The sequence below is a fragment of the Streptomyces sp. NPDC059534 genome (assembly GCF_042743475.1).
In the GTDB taxonomy this organism is placed as follows: Bacteria; Actinomycetota; Actinomycetes; order Streptomycetales; family Streptomycetaceae; genus Streptomyces.
This window is the reverse complement of sequence record NZ_JBHWAQ010000003.1, coordinates 49,901-66,434: the sequence shown is the minus strand read 5'-3', so window position 1 is coordinate 66,434 and position 16,534 is coordinate 49,901. Positions and strand designations below refer to the sequence as shown.

Below are 16,534 nucleotides of genomic sequence, written 5' to 3'. Positions count from 1 at the left end.
GCTACTTCTGCGGGGCGGCCGTCCCGCAGAACTCGGCCTCGACGACCTTCTGGGTGTCGCCCGTCCAGTCGGCGTTGAAGTTGCCGGCGAGGGAGTGCTCGCCGTCACGGGTCACCTGGGCCAGCGAGGAGGAGCCGTGGATGCCGCCGCCGTGACCCCAGACCTCCGTTCCGCAGCTGAGCTTCTCCTTCATGAGCCCGAGGCCGTAGCTCACGTTCGGGTAGTCGGGTGAGATCGTGACCGTGGTGGTCATCTCCTTCAGGCCCTCCTTCGTGAGGAGCCGGCCCTTGAGCAGGGCCCGGTAGAAGGTCTGCAGGTCGCGGGAGTCGGAGATGATCTCGCCCGCCGCGCCCGCGATGCTCGGGTTGAGCGCGGACACCTCGTGGACGGGGCTGTTCGGGTCGCGGGAGAGCTTGGAGTACGCCGGGCTGCTGGGCTCCGGCATGGCCGAGCGGGTCCCGGGGACGGTGGTGGCGCGCAGCTTGAGCGGCTTGATGATCCGGTTCTCGACGGCCTTGCCGTACGTGCGGCCGGTGACCTTCTCGATCACCATGCCGGCGAGGACGAAGTTGGTGTTGGAGTAGTTCCATGCGGTGCCGGGGGTGAAGTCCGGCCGGTGGGCCATGGCGACTCCGACGAGCTGCCGCGGGGTCCAGGTGTCGTAGCGGTGCTCCAGGAAGCCGGGGCCGAACACCTTCTCCTGGAAGGCGGGGTCCTCCGTGTAGCTGTAGATGCCGCTGGTGTGGTTGAGCAACTGGCGGACGGTGATCTTCCGGCCGTCGTGGCCGTTGCCCCGGACGACGCCGGGGAGCCACTTCTCCACCGGGTCGTCGAGGTCGATGCGGCCCTCCGCCTGCAGCTGGAGCAGGACGGTGGCGGTGAAGGTCTTGGTGATGGAGCCGACCCGGTAGCGGTCGTTGCCCTTCCGCTCGCCGGCGGTGCCGGTCCAGCGGTCGCCTCCGTCACGGGCCTGGGCGACGGCGCCGGGCACGCCCTCGGCGACGGCCGCGTCCAGGGCCTGCTGGGTGGCCGCGTGGTCCTGCCGGTGCGCCGGCGCCGCGAGGGCGGGCGTGGCGAGGGCGGTGGCGGCGAGACCTGCCACCAGGGTGGCGGCGACGACGGTGCGTGCGGCTGACATGCGGGGCTCCCCTGATCGTTTGCTGCGGTCGGGGGAAGGGACCACGAGGCGGAGCCGGAGGTTGACCCCGCTCGCGGTGGTTGAGCCGTTTTCAGCCTTCCGGCGGCACGGTCAGCCGTTCGCGGGATCGGTGAGGTGCGAGTGGCCCACGGGCGGCCGGTCGCGCCAGAGCTGAAGTCCGATGTCGACCAGTTCGACACGCGTGAGGGAGGGCACGGAGCCGAGCGGGTGCCAGGCGGCGAGGTCGGTGGAGCCGCCCTCCTCGTTCCGCAGGGCGCCGCCGGTGATCCGTGTCTCGTAGATGATCCGCAGCCCCTGCCAGTCGCCGGGGCCGCCGAGCCGGCGGAGCCAGGAGCGCCGGATGGAGTCGATGCCGAGGAGGGAGGTGGGCTCGGTCAGATAGCCGGTCTCCTCCTCGACCTCGCGGACGACGGTACGGACGGGATCCTCGCCGTGGTCCATGCCGCCGCCCGGCAGGGTCCACCGCTTGGTGCCGTCCTTCGCGACCCAGCGGGCAAGGAGCACCTCGTCGTCCCGGACGCACACGGCGTAGGCCGCCACCCTCAACTCCTGCTGCATGGAACGAGGTTAGAACCAGTACACGGGATACGTCCGCCCCGTGACACGGCCCGCGCCGAGCCCGACGGCGACCAGGAGGAGCGAGGCGAGCGCGAGAAGGCCGAGAAACGACCAGAACGGCGGTGCCTGGAGGGCGACGATGACGGCCGTCGCCGCCGCGGGCGAGTGCGGGGTACGGGCGAGCATCATCACGCCGAGGGCGAGACCGCCCGCGACGGCTGCGCCCCACAGGCCCGGTCCGGCCGCCGCGAGCACCGCGAAGCCGGTGAGGGCGGAGAGCAGCTGGCCGCCGACGACCGAGCGCGGCTGCGAGAGCGGCAGGTCGGGGGCGCCCGCCACCAGCGCCATGCTCGCGGCGAGCGGCGGGACGAGCAGCGGCTGGTGCAGGAGAGTGCCCACCGCGACCAGGAGAAGGAGCGCGGTCACGCTCGCGGCGGTGGACGCCAGCACGATTCGCGGACGGGGACGGGCGGGCGGCCTGCGGCGGGCGGGCGGCGCGGGGTCGGGTGCGGAGGCGGGGACCGCGGGTGCGGGCGCCGCCGGGGGCGCCGGGGTCGCTTCCGCGGCGGGCGCTGGGGCCGGGGTGGTGGTCACGGGTGGTCCTCGGGTGTCGGCGGGCAGGCGGGGACGGGCGGGTGGCGCCACGGCGGGCCGGGGCGTGGCAGGCCGGCAGGGCAAGGCAGGACGGCCGAGGCGAGGCGAGGCGACGGGCCGGGCCGGGGCGGGGCGGACGCCCGGGGCAAGGCCATGGGGCCGGGGCGAGGCAACGGGCCGGGCGAGGTGGCGGGCCTCGGTCAGGCGGTGGGCCTTCGTCAGGGGGTGGGCGGGTTGGAGGGCGAGTACTCCGGCGGCGACCAGCGCAGGGGGCTGCCGGCCGGGGTCTCGACCGTGCGGTCGACGCGGAAGCGGGTGACGCGGCCCTCGGGGCCGTACTCGGTGTGCGCGAGGCCGCTGAGCTGGAGGGTCGTGCCCGTCTCCCAGTCGAGGAAGAGCAGGCCGGCCCGGCCGTCGGACTCCAGGTTGCCCAGGGTCAGGAACATCGCGTTGCCCGGGTAGTCGCGCCAGCTGAGTTCGCGGGGCCCGGCGGCCCGGACGAAGCCGGGGTTGCCGCCGCGGTGGCTGGTGTCGACACCGTCGGGGGCCGCGGTGGAGACGAAGAAGGTGTCGGCGGCACGGACGCGGCGCAGCTGGTCGGGGGTGAGGGCCTCGCCGTGCCGTGTGGCACCGGCCCCGGGGCGGTGGGCGGGATCGGAGCCGTACAGCTCCCGCTTCTGGAGGTACTTGGGGCAGTTGGAGAAGACCTGCTCGGCCTCGATCGTGAAGCCGCGCGCGCTGGGCCGCGCGATGCCGTTGAGACGCATGCGGCGGCGGGTGCGGGGGTCGAGGGCGAGTGTGCCGATGGGGGCGCCCTCGGGCGTGCCCTCGGGGAGGGCCGCGGCCACGGAGACGGTGTGCGGGCCGGTGGCCCGGACGAATCCCGGTGCGCCGGTGAGCAGGGTCGACCAGACGCGGCCTTCGTGGTCGGCCGCGCCGATCATCAGCATCGGCTGCGCCTCCAGGAAGGCGGCGGCGACGGGGCGGATGCCGGGGGTGATGGAGCGGCCGACGTGATCGGCGAGCTGCCGGACGCCGAACCGCTGCTGTACGGCCAGGGAGCCGGAGTGGTACGCGGTGTTCACGGGGACCTCCGGAAGTGCGGGTTCGGTGGGTGCGGGGTGGCCTCGGGGCGGGGGCGCGCGACCTGGGTTCGGCTAGAAGAAGCCACAGGTGGGGGCCGTCGCCGAGGGGGCGTGGGCGTCTTCCAGGCCGGTCGGGACGGAGATTTCGAGGCGGGTTCCGTCGGGGTCGTGGAAGAAGATGCCGCCCGAGGTGGCGCCTTCCCGGTGGGCGACGACGCCGTCGTGGGCGAAGGAGGCGCCGCGGGCGGTGAGCGCGGCCTCGGCGGCGCGGACGTGTGCGAGGGACCGCGCCTCGAAGGCGAGGTGGTGGAGGCCGGGCCGGCCGGAGTCGTAGGCGCCCTCGGCCTGTTGCCAGAGGGTGAGGACCAGGCGGCCGTCCTGGCCGAGGAAGGCGTAGCGGCTGTCCTTCTCCTCGCCCTCGCCGAGGACGTCGAAGCCGAGGACGTCGCCGTAGAAGGCGAGTGAGCGTGCCAGGTCGGTGACGTTGAGGCCGACGTGGTGGGTGGCGAGTGTGCCGATCGCGGACATGGGCGTTCCCTCTCTGGCGTGGCAGCCCCCTCGGGCTAACCTCTCATTTAGACTTTAGAGGTTAGAGGCAGAGCGAGTCAACCGCTCACGTACTCTTGAGGGGTTAGTTCACCGAGAAGGGTGCCCGCCATGACCGCCATCGACCCCCGGCCGCTCACCGGCGAGCCCGTCTCCCTTGACCTGCTCAACACCCGCTGGAACGAGGAAGGCGTCCGCCAGGACCTGCTGACGGACGTCGGGGGTCTCGCCGTCTGGCTCGGCGCCAACGGCCTGGCGGAACGGTTCACCGCCGACGCCACCACCCTGCGCCACACCCTCGCCGCCCGGGACGCGCTCGCCGCGCTCGTCGACCGCCCCGGCGACCCCGACGCCACCACCCGGGTCGACACGGTCCTCGGCCGCGGCCGCATCCGGGCCACCCTCACCACCGACGGCCCCGGCGAGGAGGCCGAGTTCGCCGACCCCGCCTGGGGGCCCGGCTGGACCGCCGCCCGCGACTACCTCGACCTGCTGCGCACCGCCCCCGACCGGATCCGCGCCTGCGCCCACGAGGCGTGCATCCTGCACTTCTTCGACACCTCGCGGAACGGCACCCGCCGCTGGTGCTCGATGGCGATCTGCGGCAACCGCGCCAAGGCGTCCCGCCACTACGCCCGGACGAAGGAGAACTGACCCGCCGGGACCTCGAACTCGCCCCGGTTGGGGCGGGTTCGTCCCGTGTGGCGCATCGGCACCCCTGGCGGGTTTGCGCCGCGGCGGCAACCCGGCACCGGGGAACTCTCCACAAACCCCTGTCTCTTGCGAAAGGCTGAGCGGTCATCCGGCACCGAAATCCGGACCCTCTCCTTTCACAAACAGGGATGTAGATGACCACCCCCGAAACTCTGAGCTCCATACCCGGACGCTCGACGCACGGGCGCAGACGTGCGGCGCGCATTGCCGCCGCCACCGGTCTCGTCGCCGCGCTCGTCGCGACCGGGGCCGCGCCCGTGCTCGCCGCCGCCGCCCCGGAGAGCACTCCCCCGGTCAAGGCGTCGAACCCCGCCGACAAGCTCGGCGCCATCGACGCGCAGCGCCTCACCGAGGCCCAGGCCGGCGGCGAGAAGAACGTCACCGTCCTCGTCGCCACCGCCCCCGGCGCCACCGAGCAGGTCACCGGCCAGCTCGACGCGGTCCCCGGCGCCTCCGTCGGCAAGCAGCAGGACGCGCTCGGCTACGTCCGCGCCACCCTGCCGATCGCCAAGGCCGCGGCCGCGATCAAGGCCGCCACGGAGCTCTCCTCCGTCCAGTCGATCGACCTCCAGGCCGAGATCCCCCTGGACGACCCGACCCCGGACGCGGGCGCCGCCACGGGTGCCGCCGGCGGCACCACGGTCACCACGGCCTACCCGGCCCCGGGCCGTGACACCCCGGCGAAGAACCCGTACAACCCGTCGCACGAGACGGGCGCGGTCGACTTCGTCAAGGAGCACCCCAAGGCCGACGGCCGCGGCGTGACCATCGGCATCCTGGACTCCGGCGTGGACCTCGGTCACCCGGCCCTCGCCAAGACCACCACCGGCGAGCGCAAGATCGTCGACTGGGTCACCGCGACCGACCCGCTGACCGAGGGCGACGCCACCTGGCGCGCCCAGATCACCCCGGTCACCGGCCCCGTCTTCACCGCCTCCACGAAGAGCTGGACCGCCCCGGCGGGCTCGTACCAGTTCAGCCGCTTCACCGAGGCGGTCACCGCGGGCGGCGACCCCAAGGGCGACATCAACCGGGACGGCGACACCACCGACGTCTTCGGCATGCTGTACGACCCGGCCGCCGGAACCGTCCGTGTGGACACCGACCAGAACAACGACTTCACGGACAACGCGCCGATGAAGCCGTACAAGGACGGGTTCCAGATCGGCTACTTCGGTACCGACAACCCGGCGACCGAGGTCGTCGAGAAGACCCCGTTCGTCGTGGAGATCCGCAGGGACGTCCCGATGGACCCGCTCGGCGGGACCTGGGTCGGCCAGAAGCGGGACTTCGTCAACATCGGTCTCGTCGAGTCCTCGCACGGCACCCACGTCGCCGGCATCACCGCCGCCAACGGCCTCTTCGGCGGGAAGATGAGCGGCGCCGCCCCCGGCGCGAAGATCGTCTCCGCGCGTGCGTGCACCTGGTCCGGCGGCTGCACCAACACCGCCCTCACCGAGGGTATGACGGACCTCGTCGTCAACCGCGGCGTCGACATCGTCAACATGTCGATCGGCGGCCTGCCGCAGCAGAACGACGGCGACAACGTCCGCTCGCGCCTCTACACCCGCCTGATCGACCAGTACGGCGTCCAGCTGGTCATCTCGGCCGGCAACGAGGGTCCCGGCATCAACACGATCGGCGACCCCGGCCTGGCCGACAAGGTCATCTCGGTCGGCGCCGCGGTCTCCAAGGAGACCTGGGCCGCCAACTACGGCTCCGCCGTCGAGAAGAAGTACGCCATGTTCCCCTTCTCCTCGCGCGGCCCGCGCGAGGACGGCGGCTTCACCCCGACCCTCACCGCTCCCGGCTCCGCCGTGAACACCATCCCGACCTGGCTGCCGGGTGCCGGCGTCGCCGAGTCGGGCTACCAGCTGCCCGCCGGCTACGGCATGCTCAACGGCACCTCGATGTCCTCGCCGCAGGCGGCGGGCGCGAGCGCGCTGCTGATCTCGGCCGCGAAGCAGAAGGGCATCGCGCTCTCCCCGCTCACCCTGCGGACCGCGCTGACCTCGACCGCGAAGCGCATCCCCGGTGTCGCGGCGCACGAGCAGGGCGCGGGCCTCATGGACATCGAGGAAGCCTGGGAGTCGATCAAGGACGGCGCGACCGCGCACGACTACAAGGTCGAGGCCCCGGTCGACACCGTGATCTTCCCGGCCCCGCACACCGGCACCGGCGTGTACGACCGCGAGGGCGGTCTCAAGGTCGGCGAGAAGCGGACCTACGACGTCACCATCACGCGCACGAGCGGCCCGAACCGGCCGATCGAGCACGAGCTGGACCTCAAGTACAACGACGGCACCTTCCGCATCCTCGGCGACGACGAGATCGATCTGCCGCTGAACAAGCCGGTCACCGTCAAGCTGCAGGCCCGCGCGGCCACCGCCGGCGCGCACAGCGTCATCCTGGAGGCCGACGACGAGCGCACCGAGGGCGTCGACAAGCAGATCCTCGCCACCTCGATCGTCGCGAACGACCTGGTCACCCCGGGCTACGGCTTCTCCGCCACCGGCTCGGTGCAGCGCAACAGCAGCAAGTCCTACTTCGTCACCGTGCCCGAGGGCGCCAAGACGCTGGAGGTCTCCCTTGCCGGTCTGAAGGAGAAGAGCCAGACCCGGTTCATCTCCATCCACCCGGTCGGCGTGGGCATCGAGGACAGCGCCACCACGCAGTGCTACCCGCACTACAACCCGGCCAACACCTGCCGCCCGGACCTGCGGTCCTACGCGGACCCGACGCCCGGCGTCTGGGAGGTCGAGGTCGAGGCCCGTCGCACGTCGCCGGACCTGGACAACCCGTACACCCTGGGCGTCACCGCCCTCGGCGCCGACTTCGACCCGGCCGTGCAGACGGTCCCGGAGGCGAAGATCGGCACCCCGGCCGCGGTCCAGTGGACGGTCACGAACCGCTTCGCGGGCCTCGCGGGCACGCTCAAGGGCGGCTCGCTCGGCTCGCAGAAGAGCGAGACGCCGACCATCCAGCACCACGAGCAGCACACCCGGACCGTCACCATCGGCGAGGGCGTCGAGCGGCTCGACATCGGCATCGGCAACACGTCCGACAAGGCCGCCGACCTCGACCTCACGGTCCTGCTGGACGGCGAGCAGGTCGGCCAGTCCGCCGACGGCGACTCGGAGGAGTCCGTCTCCCTCGTGAACCCGGCGGCCGGCACGTACACCGTCGTCATCGACGGCTACTCGGTCCAGGCCGCGGGCGGCACCACGTACGACTACAAGGACGTGTACTACTCGTCCGCGCTCGGCACCGTGAAGGTCGACGGCTCGAAGCCGGTCACCCTCGCCAACGGCGCCTCCGCCCCGGTCTCGGCCGAGGTCGTCGTCGCCGGTGCGGCTCCCGAGGGACGCCAGTTCTTCGGCGAGGTCCAGCTCCTCAACGCCCGCGGCACCGTCGCGGGCACCGGCAGCGTCCTGATCGGCGCGGTCACCCCGTAGCACCGTACGAGTGAGGGGGCGGGCACCGAATCCGGTGCCCGCCCCTTCGCATGCGCCTCTCGGGAGCGGATGCCGCCGAGGTCGATCCCCCACCAGGCGGCAGCGGTCCGGAACGTTCGGTCCCGACCCTTGGACAATGGATTGGACAAGGCGCCCGGGGACATACGCATCATGGACCGGCAGCACCCTGCACATACGTACGGAGGAGTCCCCGTGAAGGTCGGAATCGTCGGAGCCACCGGTCAGGTCGGCACAGTCATGCGGAAGATCCTCGCCGAGCGGAACTTCCCGGTGGACGAGCTGCGGCTGTTCGCGTCCGCGCGTTCCGCCGGCACCGTCGTGGACGGGGTGACGGTCGAGGACGCCTCCACCGCCGACTACACCGGCCTGGACATCGTGCTCTTCTCGGCCGGCGGCGCCACCTCCAAGGCCCTCGCCGAGAAGGTCGCCTCCCAGGGTGCCGTCGTGATCGACAACTCCTCCGCCTGGCGCCGTGACCCCGAGGTCCCGCTGGTGGTCTCCGAGGTCAACCCGCACGCGATCAAGGACCGCCCCAAGGGCATCATCGCGAACCCGAACTGCACCACGATGGCCGCCATGCCGGTCCTCAAGCCGCTCCACCAGGAGGCCGGCCTGACCGCGCTGATCGCCACCACCTACCAGGCCGTGTCCGGCTCGGGCGTGGCCGGCGTCGCCGAGCTGCGCACGCAGGCGTGTGCCGTGGCCGAGACCGCCGACCAGCTGGCCTTCGACGGCGAGGCCGTCGAGTTCCCCGAGCCCGCGGTCTACAAGCGTCCGATCGCCTTCAACGTGGTCCCGCTGGCCGGTTCGATCGTCGACGACGGCAGCTTCGAGACCGACGAGGAGCAGAAGCTCCGCCACGAGTCCCGCAAGATCCTGGAGATCCCCGGGCTGAAGGTCTCCGGCACCTGCGTGCGCGTCCCGGTCTTCTCCGGCCACTCGCTCCAGGTCAACGTCCGCTTCGAGCGTCCGATCAGCGTGGAGCGCGCCTACGAGCTGCTCACCGGCGCCGAGGGCGTCGAGCTCTCCGAGATCCCGACCCCGCTCCAGGCGGCCGGCAAGGACGCCTCGTACGTGGGCCGCATCCGTGTGGACGAGACCGTCGAGAACGGCCTCGCGCTGTTCCTCTCCAACGACAACCTGCGCAAGGGCGCGGCGCTGAACGCCGTGCAGATCGCGGAGCTCGTCGCGGCCGAGCTCAAGGGCTGATCGCCGCAACCTCCGGAGGGGCGGCTTCCCGTTGCGGGGAGCCGCCCCTCCGGCGTGCCCGGCCGTGCCAGAGTGCCTCCATGACCCAGATACCGAAGGGTGCGAGCATCGCGGTGCCCCCGCAGGCCCTGCATGTCGCGGTCAGCTGGCGGACCGGGTACGGGGTGCCCGACGTGGACGTGTCGGCGCTGCTCCTGGGGGCCGGGGAGCGGGTCAGGGGCGACGCCGACCTGGTCTTCTACAACCACGCCGAGCATCCTTCGGGGGCGGTGCGGCACCTGGGGAAGTCGGCCCCGGGCGAGCCGGGCAGCCCGGCCGCGGACTGGCTGTGGCTGGACCTCGCGCGCGTGGAGCCGGACGTGGGGCGTCTGGTGATCGCCGCCTCCGCCGACGGGGGCGCCTTCGGTCAGGTGCCCGCGCTCGACGTGCGGGTCACGGACGCGGCCGGGAACCCCGTGGCGTACTGCGCGATCGGCGACGCGTCGACGGAGACGGCCTTCGTCTTCGGCGAGTTCTACCGGCGCGACGGCGGCTGGCGGTTCCGTGCCGTCGGCCAGGGGTACGCCTCGGGGCTGGCCGGGCTCGCGACGGACTTCGGCATCGTGGTGGAGTCGCCGCCGCCCCCGATCCCGGGCCCCGGTTACGTCCCGCCGCCCGCGCCGCCGGTGCCCGCGGCCCCGCCGGTCCCGGTGTCCGACCCGTACGGGGGCGCGTTCCGGCCCGCCGTGTACCAGGGGCGCGGCAAGGAGACCGTGCACTGCGACCCGGCGCTGCCGCCGGGGCACTGGGTGCTCCTGGAGATCGAGTCGTTCCACTCGCTGTCCACCACGATCGAGGCGTGCGACGCGTACGGGCGGGCCGAGGAGTTCCTGCTCATGGCGTACGAGGACGACGTCCGCGCCCGGACGGTCGCGCTGGTGCCGCGCGCTCGCCCGCTCACGCTGCGGGTGGAGGCCGACGCCCCCTGGACGCTGCGGGTGCTGCCGCTGTCCCACGCCCGCCGGTTCGACAGCCACATCGAGGGACTCGCCCACGATCTGGTGATCTACGACGGGCCGTCCGGGGTGCTCGACTTCCATCACCACGGGCAGTCCAACTTCACCGTCCACCAGCACACCCCGCCGCAGGACCCGCTCTACGACGACGAGGAGCAGGACCTGCTGGTCAACGAGATAGGCGAGGTCCGGGTCGGCGCCCCGGTGCCGGGTCCCGGACTGCTGAGGATCAGCGGCGACGGGCCTTGGAAATGCGCGGTGCGCCGCTGAGGCACCCCGTGGAAGGATGGACCAAACGTCACGAAACCGAGGAGTTGACCGGGTGCCTGGCACAAACCTGACCCGTGAAGAGGCTCAGCAGAGGGCGGCCCTGCTGTCCGTGGACGCGTACGAGGTCGAACTCGACCTCTCCGGTGCGCAGGAGGGCGGCACCTACCGGTCCGTCACCACCGTCCGCTTCGATTCCGCCGAGGCCGGTGCCTCGACCTTCATCGACCTCGTCGCCCCCGCCGTCCACGAGGCCGTGCTGAACGGCCACTCGCTGGACGTCGCCGCCGTCTTCCGCGACTCGCGGATCGCGCTGGACCACCTGGTCGCGGGCCGCAACGAGCTGACGGTCGTCGCCGACTGCGCGTACACCAACACCGGTGAGGGCCTGCACCGCTTCGTCGACCCGGTCGACGACCAGGCTTACCTGTACACCCAGTTCGAGGTGCCGGACGCGCGGCGGGTCTTCGCCTCGTTCGAGCAGCCCGACCTGAAGGCGACCTTCCGCTTCACTGTGACGGCTCCGGCCGGGTGGAAGGTCATCTCCAACTCGCCGACGCCGGAGCCGACGGGCCCCGACGCGAACGTCTGGCACTTCGAGCCGACCCCGCGCATGTCGACGTACATCACCGCGCTGATCGTGGGCCCGTACCACTCGGTGCACTCGTCGTACGAGAAGGACGGCCAGACCGTCCCGCTGGGCATCTACTGCCGTCCCTCGCTGGCCGAGTTCCTGGACGCGGAGCACATCTTCGACGTCACGCGGCAGGGCTTCGACTGGTTCCAGGAGAAGTTCGCGTACGACTACCCGTTCGCCAAGTACGACCAGCTCTTCGTGCCGGAGTTCAACGCGGGCGCGATGGAGAACGCGGGCGCGGTCACCATCCGCGACCAGTACGTCTTCCGCTCGAAGGTCACGGACGCGGCGTACGAGCGGCGCGCCGAGACGATCCTGCACGAGCTGGCCCACATGTGGTTCGGCGACCTCGTGACCATGGAGTGGTGGAACGACCTGTGGCTGAACGAGTCGTTCGCCACCTACACCTCGGTCGCCTGCCAGGCGTCGGTGGAGGGCACCCGCTGGCCGCACGCCTGGACGACCTTCGCCAACGCGGAGAAGACCTGGGCCTACCGCCAGGACCAGCTGCCGTCGACGCACCCGATCATGGCCGAGATCAACGACCTGGAGGACGTGCTCGTCAACTTCGACGGGATCACGTACGCCAAGGGTGCGAGCGTCCTGAAGCAGCTCGTCGCCTACGTCGGCCAGGACGAGTTCTTCAAGGGCGTGCAGGCGTACTTCCAGGCGCACGCCTTCGGCAACACGCGCCTGTCCGACCTGCTCGGCGCGCTGGAGGAGACCTCCGGCCGTGACCTGAAGACCTGGTCGAAGGCGTGGCTGGAGACGGCCGGCATCAACATCCTCCGCCCGGAGATCGAGACCGACGAGAACGGTTTCATCACCGCCTTCGCCGTCCGCCAGGAGGCCCCCGCGCTGCCCGCCGGCGCCAAGGGCGAGGCGGTCCTGCGCCCGCACCGCATCGCGATCGGCTTCTACGACCTGGACGCGACCGGCAAGCTGGTCCGCACCGACCGCCTGGAGCTGGACATCGACGCGGCCGGGCTGACCGCCGTGCCGCAGCTGGTCGGCAAGGCCCGCCCGGCGGTCGTCCTCCTCAACGACGACGACCTGTCGTACGCGAAGGTCCGCCTCGACGCGGTGTCCCTCACCAACGTGACCGCGCACCTCGGCGACTTCGCCGAGTCCCTGCCGCGCGCCCTGTGCTGGGCCTCGGCCTGGGACATGACCCGCGACGGCGAGCTGGCCACCCGCGACTACGTCGACCTGGTGCTCTCGGGCATCACCAAGGAAACCGACATCGGCGTGGTCCAGTCGCTCCAGGGCCAGGTCAAGGCGGCACTCGACCTGTACGCGGCGCCGGAGTGGCGGGCCACCGGCCTGGCACGCTGGGGCACCTTCGCGCAGGAGCAGCTGCGCGCGTCCGAGGGCGGCGGCGACCACCAGCTGGCGTGGGCGCGGGCCTTCGCGGCGACCGCCCGCGAGGACGCGGAGCTCGACGTGCTCGCCGGGCTGCTCGACGGCTCCGAGGTGATCGAGGGCCTGGCCGTCGACACCGAGCTGCGCTGGGCGTTCGTGCAGCGACTCGCGGCCACCGGCCGCCTCGACGAGGCGGAGATCGCCGCCGAGCTGGAGCGCGACCGTACGGCGGCGGGCGAGCGCCACGCGGCGACCGCGCGCGCGGCCCGTCCGACGGAGGCCGCGAAGGCGGAGGCGTGGGCCTCGGTCGTCGAGGACGACAAGCTGGCGAACGCCGTGCAGGAGGCCGTCATCGGCGGCTTCGTCCAGTCCGACCAGCGCGAGCTGCTCGTCCCGTACACGGCGAAGTACTTCGCGTCGATCAAGGGCGTCGCGGAGACCCGCAGCCACGAGATGATCCAGCAGATCGTGGTCGGTCTCTACCCGACCTTCCAGGTCTCCCAGGAGACCCTGGACGCGACGGACGCGTGGATCGCGGAGCACGACCCGGTCCCCGCGCTGCGGCGCATGGTGACCGAGTGCCGCGCGGGCGTCGAGCGCGCCCTGAAGGCGCAGGCGGCGGACGCGGCCGCCAAGTAAGGCGGACAGCGGCCGAGGGGGCCCCGGACTCGTCGTCCGGCGCCCCCTCCCCGTGTCCGGCGCGGGCCGGCCGCGTACCCCGGGCGCGGGTCAGCCGCCGAGGGCCGTGTACCGGGCGCGCAGGTCGGCCGCGCCCTGTTCCGTGAGCGTGCCGTGCAGCCGCATCCGGGCGACGCCGCCGTCGGGGAAGGCGTCGAGGCGGACGTGGGTGACGACGGCCCGGGCGGGGAGTGTGAAGCGGTGCAGGGTGTCGGGCTGGAGGCGGGTCCTGGGGATGATCTCGAACCACTCGCCCGTCTCGCCGTTGCGGCCGTGCAGGGCGATCCAGCCGGCCGAGTTGCCCTTGAGGTAGGCGGTGTCGATCTCGACGGCGCGGACGGCGCCCTGGGCGGCGAGCCGGAAGCGGACCCAGTCGTTGGTGTCGCGGACCCGGCGGCGGCGGTTCTCCCAGCCGTCGTCCATCTTGCGGGAGGTGCCGGGCAGGATGATCTGGGTCGGCGAGGAGTAGAACCTGTCCGACGCGTCCTCGTAGGAGCCTCCGTTCAGTACGGAGATCAGGTCGAAGGTGCCGAGCAGCTCCAGCCACTCGGGGTCGGGCACGACCTCGCCGTGGACGCGGAGGCGGGCGACGCCGCCGTCGGGGTGCTGGCGGAGGCGGACGTGGGTGAAGCGGCGCTCGGCGTCGATCGCGAAGCCGTTGGCGGCGTGGCCCCGGACGGGGGTGGGCGGGACGAGCTCCTCCCAGGCGGCGTCGAGCAGCTCGGCGGGGCTGGGCGAACCCTCCACCGCGGTGGCCTGGATGCTCACCCGCTGCGGGTAGTTGCCGCGGAAGTGGGCGGTGTCGACGACGATCCCGCGGATGACGCCGGGAGCGCCGAGGCGGACGATCGCCCAGTCGTGGTCGCCGGGGGCGGGGAAGACGTGCCCGGCGTCGGCGCCGCGGCGGCGGCGGGTCTCCCAGCCGTCCATGATCTTGCCCTTGTGGCCGAAGTGCTCCGGGTCGAAGACGGCCCGCTCGCGGACGAGCAGGTTCTCCCGCTCGGCGAAGAACTCGTCGTTGGCGGCCACCACCCCGGCGCCGAGGCGGCGGTCGGCGAGGTCGACGAGCTCGGTGAAGGGGAAGTCACCGGAGCGGTAGTCGGCGTACGGGTCGCCGCCGGAGTAGGGGGCGGCGTCGTTGGCGTGCGGGTCGGTGTGCTCGTCGAGGCTCATGGTCCGACCTTCCCGCCGCCCGGGCTTCCCGGTCCATCGAATGTTTTCGACGAAGCTCTTCAGTTCTTCTGAACGGTCTCGTGCGTCTTCCGAACGGTCTCGCGTGTCTTCTGAGCGGTCTCGCGCGCCGCGGCCTCCTGCCGGAGCGCGGCCAGGACCCGGGCCACCGCCGGGCCGTCCTCCGCCCCGCGCCGCACGGCCGCGACGACATGGCGGCGCGGCTGGTCGGCGGCGAGGACGCGCATGACGACCCCGGCGCCGGCGCGGCGTTCGGCCGAGGCCATCCGGGGCACGAGGGCGATGCCGAGACCGGCCTCGACCATGGCCAGGATGGCGGTCCAGCCGGAGGCGCTGTGCGCCTGCTCGGGCACGAAGCCGGCGGCTTCGCAGGCGGCGGTGGTGATCTCGGACCAGGGCCCGGAGCCGCCGAAGATCCAGGGTTCGGCGGCGAGGTCGGCGAGCCGCAGCCCGGGGGCGTCGGCGAGCGGGTGCCCGGCGGGCAGGGCCACGTCGAGCGGGTCGGCGAGGAGCGGCACCCGGCTGAACTTGGGGTCGCGCACGGAGGGCGCGTGGGCGGCGAGCGAGAGCGCCAGGTCGACCTGGCCGGCCGCGAGCAGCTCGTACGCCTCCGCCGCCTCGGCCTCCCGGACACGGATGTCGAGCCCGGGGTGCGCGGTGCGCAGCCGGCGTACGGCGGGGACGACGAGGGCGGGCACCGACGTCGAGAAGGCCGCCAGCCGCACCTGGCCCGCCTCGCCCCGCAGATAGCCGTCGAGTTCGGCGTCGGCGCGTTCCAGCTGGGCGAAGACGACCTCCGCGTGCCGCAGCACGAGATGGGCGGCGTCGGTGAGCCGGACCCGGCGGCCCTGGGCCTCCAGGAGCCGCACGCCGAGCTGCTTGGCGAGGTTGGTGAGCTGCTGCGAGACGGCCGAGGGGGTCATGAGCAGGGCCTCGGCGGTCGCGGTGACGGTGCCGCGGTCGCGGAGGGTGCGGAGGATCTGGAGCTTCTTGATGTCCCACTCGGTCATGGGGCGCAACCTACCTGGGGGTCTCCCCCTGCTTGAGCGAAGCCTGGAGCTTGGGGGCGGAACTCAGCGCCACCCCGCCGAGGATGAGCGCCATGCACGCGACCCCGAGGGCGCCGAGGCGTTCACCGAGGAGCGCGTACGACAGGAGCGCGACGCAGACGGGCTGGAGGTAGTAGACGACGCCGGCGCGCGCGGCGCCGATGAGGGCGATCGCCTTGTTCCAGGCGAGGAAGGCGACGGCGGAGGAGAGGACCCCGACGTACAGCAGGGGGCCGGCGGTGGGGACGCCGACGGTGAACCCGCCCTGGACGGCGAGGGACACGGCGTACGCGGGCGCGAGCATCAGCGCGCCGAGCAGGAAGGTGGTGAAGAGGAAGGCGAGTCCGTCGATCTCGGCGGGCTTGCGCTTGAGCAGCGCGCTGTAGGAGGCGAAGGAGAGGGCCGCGGCGAACATCCACAGGTCGCCGGCCGTGAGGTCCAGGGCGGGCGAGCCCTTGCCGACGAGCAGCAGCACGCCCAGGGCGGCGACCAGCATCCCGAGGACGCGGCGGATGCCGAGGCGTTCGCCGCCGAGCCGGGCGTGGACCGCCATGATCACCGGGGAGGCGGCCATGATCATGCCCATGTTGGCGGCGGAGGTGGTCAGCCCGGCCTGGTGCACGAGGGTGTTGTAGAGGGCGACGCCGAGGAGCGAGGCGGTCGCGACGAAGCCGAGGTGGCGGCGGATCGTCCGCCACTGCCGCACGAACGGGCGGACGGCGAAGGGCGCGACGGCGGCCAGCGCGATGATCCAGCGCCAGAAGACGGCCTGGACGGGCGGCACGGTGTCGGCCATGTCCCGGGTGGCGACGAAGCTGCCGGACCAGACGACGGTGGCGAGCAGGGCGAGGAGCACGCCGAGGCCGGCGCCCCGTGCGAGCTTCCTCGCGGGCGCCGGCCTCTCGGTGGCGGCGGTGGTGCGGGCGGTGCGGGCAGTGGGGAAGGTGCGGGTGGTGGAGACGGTGCTGGCGGTGGAGACGGTCGTCGGGTGACGTGCGGCGGTCGGCTTCATGC

At 72.6% G+C, this 16,534-nt stretch carries 13 protein-coding genes; 5 read left to right on the top strand and 8 right to left on the bottom strand.

Translation table 11 applies throughout. The annotated features are described in order from the left end of the window. Window position 1 precedes the first annotated feature (1 nt). The 5 genes from ACFVZH_RS04545 to ACFVZH_RS04525 form a co-directional block, all read right to left on the bottom strand. On the bottom strand, window positions 2-1,138 hold the full coding sequence (locus ACFVZH_RS04545; protein ID WP_384893078.1) for a serine hydrolase domain-containing protein: 1,137 nt from the start codon (window positions 1,136-1,138) through the stop codon (window positions 2-4). Between the two features lie 111 nt (window positions 1,139-1,249). Next, window positions 1,250-1,717: an NUDIX hydrolase gene (locus tag ACFVZH_RS04540; protein ID WP_384893075.1), complete on the bottom strand. Its 468-nt coding sequence runs from the start codon at window positions 1,715-1,717 to the stop codon at window positions 1,250-1,252. 9 nt (window positions 1,718-1,726) lie between these two features. Continuing rightward, on the bottom strand, window positions 1,727-2,311 hold the full coding sequence (locus ACFVZH_RS04535; protein ID WP_384893072.1) for an HPP family protein: 585 nt from the start codon (window positions 2,309-2,311) through the stop codon (window positions 1,727-1,729). A gap of 218 nt (window positions 2,312-2,529) precedes the next feature. Then, window positions 2,530-3,396, bottom strand: coding sequence for a pyridoxamine 5'-phosphate oxidase family protein (locus ACFVZH_RS04530; protein ID WP_384893070.1), 867 nt, complete (start codon window positions 3,394-3,396; stop codon window positions 2,530-2,532). Between the two features lie 72 nt (window positions 3,397-3,468). Next, entirely contained in the window at window positions 3,469-3,924 is a 456-nt protein-coding gene (locus ACFVZH_RS04525) for a VOC family protein (RefSeq protein WP_384893067.1), read from the bottom strand. A 129-nt stretch (window positions 3,925-4,053) separates the two neighbouring features. Here ACFVZH_RS04525 and ACFVZH_RS04520 point away from each other — a divergent pair, with 129 nt between their 5' ends. The 5 genes from ACFVZH_RS04520 to pepN all read left to right on the top strand — a co-directional run bounded on the left by ACFVZH_RS04520 (window position 4,054) and on the right by pepN (window position 13,241). Next, on the top strand, window positions 4,054-4,596 hold the full coding sequence (locus ACFVZH_RS04520; RefSeq protein WP_384893064.1) for a CGNR zinc finger domain-containing protein: 543 nt from the start codon (window positions 4,054-4,056) through the stop codon (window positions 4,594-4,596). A 194-nt stretch (window positions 4,597-4,790) separates the two neighbouring features. After that, on the top strand, window positions 4,791-8,111 hold the full coding sequence (locus ACFVZH_RS04515; RefSeq protein ID WP_384893061.1) for a S8 family serine peptidase: 3,321 nt from the start codon (window positions 4,791-4,793) through the stop codon (window positions 8,109-8,111). Window positions 8,112-8,324: 213 nt separating this feature from the next. Next, the gene (locus tag ACFVZH_RS04510; RefSeq protein ID WP_384893058.1) at window positions 8,325-9,341 is read left to right on the top strand and encodes an aspartate-semialdehyde dehydrogenase; all 1,017 of its coding nucleotides are present in this window, start codon (window positions 8,325-8,327) and stop codon (window positions 9,339-9,341) included. 80 nt (window positions 9,342-9,421) lie between these two features. Further along, window positions 9,422-10,606 carry a TerD family protein gene (locus ACFVZH_RS04505; protein ID WP_384893055.1) on the top strand — a complete coding sequence of 395 codons (1,185 nt, stop codon included), beginning with the start codon at window positions 9,422-9,424 and terminating at the stop codon, window positions 10,604-10,606. Window positions 10,607-10,658: 52 nt separating this feature from the next. After that, window positions 10,659-13,241, top strand: coding sequence for an aminopeptidase N (gene pepN / locus ACFVZH_RS04500; RefSeq protein WP_384893052.1), 2,583 nt, complete (start codon window positions 10,659-10,661; stop codon window positions 13,239-13,241). 90 nt (window positions 13,242-13,331) lie between these two features. Here pepN and alc read toward each other — a convergent pair whose 3' ends face one another. Genes alc through ACFVZH_RS04485 form a run of 3 tightly spaced genes read right to left on the bottom strand, consistent with a single transcriptional unit; the run spans window position 13,332 to window position 16,532 of the window. Further along, window positions 13,332-14,453, bottom strand: a complete 1,122-nt coding sequence (gene alc, locus ACFVZH_RS04495; RefSeq protein WP_384893049.1) for an allantoicase — start codon at window positions 14,451-14,453, stop codon at window positions 13,332-13,334. A gap of 59 nt (window positions 14,454-14,512) precedes the next feature. Next, on the bottom strand, window positions 14,513-15,481 hold the full coding sequence (locus ACFVZH_RS04490; RefSeq protein ID WP_384893046.1) for a LysR family transcriptional regulator: 969 nt from the start codon (window positions 15,479-15,481) through the stop codon (window positions 14,513-14,515). 10 nt (window positions 15,482-15,491) lie between these two features. Further along, the gene (locus ACFVZH_RS04485; protein WP_384893043.1) at window positions 15,492-16,532 is read right to left on the bottom strand and encodes a DMT family transporter; all 1,041 of its coding nucleotides are present in this window, start codon (window positions 16,530-16,532) and stop codon (window positions 15,492-15,494) included. Between the last annotated feature and the right edge of the window lie 2 nt (window positions 16,533-16,534).

Excerpts from the sequence above, each read along its gene's own strand:
- alc (WP_384893049.1), bottom strand. The coding sequence starts at position 14,453 with ATGAGCCTCGACGAGCACACCGACCCGCACGCCAACGACGCCGCCCCC.
- ACFVZH_RS04540 (WP_384893075.1), bottom strand. The coding sequence starts at position 1,717 with ATGCAGCAGGAGTTGAGGGTGGCGGCCTACGCCGTGTGCGTCCGGGAC.
- ACFVZH_RS04485 (WP_384893043.1), bottom strand. The coding sequence starts at position 16,532 with ATGAAGCCGACCGCCGCACGTCACCCGACGACCGTCTCCACCGCCAGC.
- ACFVZH_RS04515 (WP_384893061.1), top strand. The coding sequence starts at position 4,791 with ATGACCACCCCCGAAACTCTGAGCTCCATACCCGGACGCTCGACGCAC.
- ACFVZH_RS04520 (WP_384893064.1), top strand. The coding sequence starts at position 4,054 with ATGACCGCCATCGACCCCCGGCCGCTCACCGGCGAGCCCGTCTCCCTT.
- ACFVZH_RS04505 (WP_384893055.1), top strand. The coding sequence starts at position 9,422 with ATGACCCAGATACCGAAGGGTGCGAGCATCGCGGTGCCCCCGCAGGCC.
- ACFVZH_RS04545 (WP_384893078.1), bottom strand. The coding sequence starts at position 1,138 with ATGTCAGCCGCACGCACCGTCGTCGCCGCCACCCTGGTGGCAGGTCTC.
- ACFVZH_RS04490 (WP_384893046.1), bottom strand. The coding sequence starts at position 15,481 with ATGACCGAGTGGGACATCAAGAAGCTCCAGATCCTCCGCACCCTCCGC.
- ACFVZH_RS04525 (WP_384893067.1), bottom strand. The coding sequence starts at position 3,924 with ATGTCCGCGATCGGCACACTCGCCACCCACCACGTCGGCCTCAACGTC.